1 protein-coding gene is annotated in these 2,653 nt (G+C 51.9%); it reads right to left on the bottom strand.

Going from position 1 to position 2,653, the window contains the following annotated elements; all coding sequences use genetic code 11:
• Positions 1-34: 34 nt before the first annotated feature.
• Positions 35-2,653, bottom strand: a 2,619-nt coding sequence (locus QMN38_RS26410) for a Tn3-like element Tn3 family transposase (protein ID WP_323606404.1), incomplete at its 5' end; no start/stop codon positions are given.

The raw sequence follows: 2,653 nt of genomic DNA, 5'->3' as shown, positions 1-2,653 counted from the left end.
AGGGGTCTGACGCTCAGTGGAACGAAAACTCACGTTAAGCAACGTTTTCTACCTCTGACGCCTCTTTTAATGGTCTCAGATGTCCTTTGGTCACCAGTTCTGCCAGCGTGAAGGAATAATGGCCGAGCATATTGATATGTCCGTGGCAAAGCGGGGAGAGGCGTGCGATATCTTCATCATTCAGTGTTTCACCTTGCGCCCGGAGATGATCCAGGGCTGCCTGCATATACATAGTGTTCCATAACACGACGGCGTTAGTGACCAGCCCCAGTGCGCCCAGTTGATCTTCCTGACCGTCGGTATATCGTTTTCTTATCTCACCTTTTTGACCGTGACAGATGGCTCTGGCAACGGCATGGCGGCTTTCTCCCCGATTAAGCTGGGTCAGAATGCGCCGGCGGTAATCTTCATCATCAATATAATTAAGCAGATACAGCGTTTTGTTGATGCGCCCCACTTCAATGATTGCCTGAGTCAGTCCGGAAGGACGTTCACTTTTCAGCAATGAACGGACCAGCACTGAAGCCTGTACTTTGCCCAGTTTCAGGGAGCCAGCGGTCCGGATCATTTCGTCCCACTGAAGGACTATTTTTCGGGGATCTGATTGCCCTCTGGCAATATCATTCAGCACGCCATAGTTGGCATCATGGCCCATTCGCCAGAAAACCGAAGCACCGGCATCAGCCAGGCGTGGAGAAAACTGGTATCCCAGCAGCCAGAAAAGGCCAAAGACAAGTTCGCTGGTACCTGCTGTATCGGTCATAATTTCGGTTGGATTCAGCCCGGTCTCCTGTTCCAGAAGGCCTTCCAGCACAAAGATAGAGTCCCTCAGCGTCCCCGGTATAACGATGCCATGAAAGCCGGAATACTGATCGGACACAAAGTTGTACCAGGTGATCCCTCTGTTATTACCAAAGTATTTGCGGTTCGGTCCGGCATTGATTGTTCTGACTGGCGTAACAAAGCGCATTCCATCTGCAGATGCCACTTCTCCGCCACCCCATATCTGTGCCAGTGGCAGCGTTGCCTGAAAATCAACCAGTCTGGCATTAGCGCTGGTGATAGTTTCAGCCCGCAGATAGTTCGCTTTTGTCCAGTTCAGCCGGTGTCGGGTCAGTGCAGGAACATTTGATCTGATCAGTGGTTCCAGACCGATATTGCAGGCTTCAGCCATCAGCACGGCGCTGATGCTGACGGGCAGATCATCAACTCTGGCACTGGCTTCACTAGCATGGAAAAACTCATCAGCAAATCCGGTATGGGCGTTAATTTCGAGCAGCAACTCTGTTAAATCCACCGGAGGGAGCAGATCACTGATCATTTTGCTCAGTCGTTTCAGACTGTCCGGCTCATCAAGACTGGCGAGGGGAGAAATTGTCAACCGGGGCTTCGGGCCAGAAACATCGAGTTCGACAGCCTCATTTTCGCCAAGACGTGCAGCAACCTGTCTGTAACGACTATCAAGCTGATGACCCAGAGATTTTATTGCTTCCTGCGGGTCTGTCGGGTGTCCCAGAGAACGATAAACCTTAATCCGGTTTGCCTGCCAGTCAGCACCCTGTAGTAATCTTGCTCGGGGATCTCCCCACCGGTTACTGCCGGTAACGTAGACATCCCTCCGCCTCAGACTATCCTGCAGTTTACTGAGAAAGCAGAGCGTGTATCCCCTGCGGGTGATATGTTTTTCCTTGTTAATCACCAGCCGTTTCCATGACCGACTGATAATTTCCGTTGGTGCGTCGTCAAAAAACTGCCGCCGTGAGCTGAACTCCCGGCTGAGGTAGTCACAGGCATTCAGAGTGGTAACCCCGGCAGGTGCGGATGAAAATTTAACGGTATTCAGCAGATGGGGCAGGAAACGACGAACGCGCCCGTACTGCTCCACCATTTCTTCATGAAAATTATCGTCTGAGGGCCGGGAAATTTCACGGACAAGCGTGATGATTTCAGCCAGCTTTTGCCTGGGGATGTAGCTGAACACCTCAGCACGAATCGATTCGTCCGGTGTTTCTTCTTTCAGCAGGTACGAACATGCGCTGGCGAGCGCCAATGCAGATTTATCCAGATCCTTCAGCGAGCGGAGCCGTTTTTTCTGCCCAATCTTTCTGGCGTCACGGATGATAACGGCCAGCATGGCGTCCAGAACGTCCAGTGCATCATCCAACGCCAGCGTTTCCCATGCAAGGACAAAGGCAACCAGAACCGCCATCCTTTTCTGCGGTGACATCCTGGCAATATTGAACACCGAAGTCATACCAGCATAACGTGCGAGATTTTTCAGGCGCACAGCCGGGAGTGTACTCAGGTTGTCAGCATGCAAGCCAAAATCGTTCAGAGTTTTCCAGCGTTCAATTGCTTCATTAAACGCCGGACCACTGATGGTCACAGGGCCTTTTTTCAGTGATTCCAGTAAAGACAGGCGGCTGCAATCAGTTGGCCCCAGCAGCATCTCCAGCTGTGAACGTTGTTCGGCTGACGGTATCAGTGCCAGTTTGTTCCACAGGCGCAACGTCGCCTTTTCCCTTACCTCTGAAATCAACCGGGTCAGCGTAGTGGCTCCGGGGAGAATAATACGATGTTGCATAAGCCACCCTGTCGCCAGATCGAAAAGCAGGCCAGGACGTTCGTTGCTTATCCAGCTCCGGGTATATAA

Origin of the sequence: Citrobacter sp. R-1.5.2 (assembly GCF_035064245.1) — a bacterium.
In the GTDB taxonomy this organism is placed as follows: Bacteria; Pseudomonadota; Gammaproteobacteria; order Enterobacterales; family Enterobacteriaceae; genus Citrobacter.
This window is presented reverse-complemented; position numbering and strand designations above follow the sequence as displayed.